Origin of the sequence: Massiliimicrobium timonense, assembly GCF_002160865.1 — a bacterium.
Taxonomy (GTDB): domain Bacteria; phylum Bacillota_I; class Bacilli_A; order Erysipelotrichales; family Coprobacillaceae; genus Allocoprobacillus.
The window spans coordinates 1-611 of the sequence record NZ_NFLJ01000107.1; the positions used below are offsets into that span (position 1 = coordinate 1).

The 611-nt window shown below is 30.9% G+C and carries 2 protein-coding genes and 1 pseudogene; 1 reads left to right on the forward strand and 2 read right to left on the reverse strand.

The features are described from left to right. Positions 1-99, reverse strand: a pseudogene (locus B5E75_RS14885) (MerR family transcriptional regulator); the annotation flags it as partial. Between the two features lie 11 nt (positions 100-110). Next, positions 111-338 carry a PTS sugar transporter subunit IIB gene (locus B5E75_RS14370; protein WP_087360634.1) on the reverse strand — a complete coding sequence of 76 codons (228 nt, stop codon included), beginning with the start codon at positions 336-338 and terminating at the stop codon, positions 111-113. A 144-nt stretch (positions 339-482) separates the two neighbouring features. Between B5E75_RS14370 and B5E75_RS14375 the strand changes: the two genes are divergently transcribed. Further along, a partial coding sequence (locus B5E75_RS14375; RefSeq protein ID WP_143746995.1) for a MerR family transcriptional regulator occupies positions 483-611 on the forward strand: 129 nt, incomplete at its 3' end.

The window sequence follows — 611 nt, forward strand, 5'->3', positions numbered from 1 at the left end:
TAAATCTTCATCACTATAATGGCGATAACCATTATCATCTCTTTGAGGTGTAATCAATCCCTCTTTTTCATAATAACGAAGTGTATACTTGCTTAATCCTAATTCTCTTTCTAAATCACAGGTGTTCCAGCTTTCGCAAGGTCTTCAAACTTTGATACAGAACTCTTAAGTTGTGGCGTCACTAAAATCACATCGGCTTGTTCAATAGAATATTCAATCATTGTTTCTGCAGTTGCCCAAATAATGACTTCCATATCTTTTTTAGAAGCTTCATCTTTTAAGGCAGAGGCAAACATATTAGAAGTGACACCAGCTTTACAACATAATAAAATTTTCATAAGATTTCTCCTTTCTATGTTTATTTATATTACTATTTTATCATATTGCGATAAAAAGTGAAAAAACTTCAATCAAATGAAAAAAATTATTGACTGTAGAGTTACTCCATAGTGTTAAATAAAGATAGAAAGAAGGCGAAAGAGATGAAAACAAGTGATTTAGAAAGAGAATTAGGATTAAGCAAGTATACACTTCGTTATTATGAAAAAGAGGGATTGATTACACCTCAAAGAGATGATAATGGTTATCGCCATTATAGTGATGAAGATTTA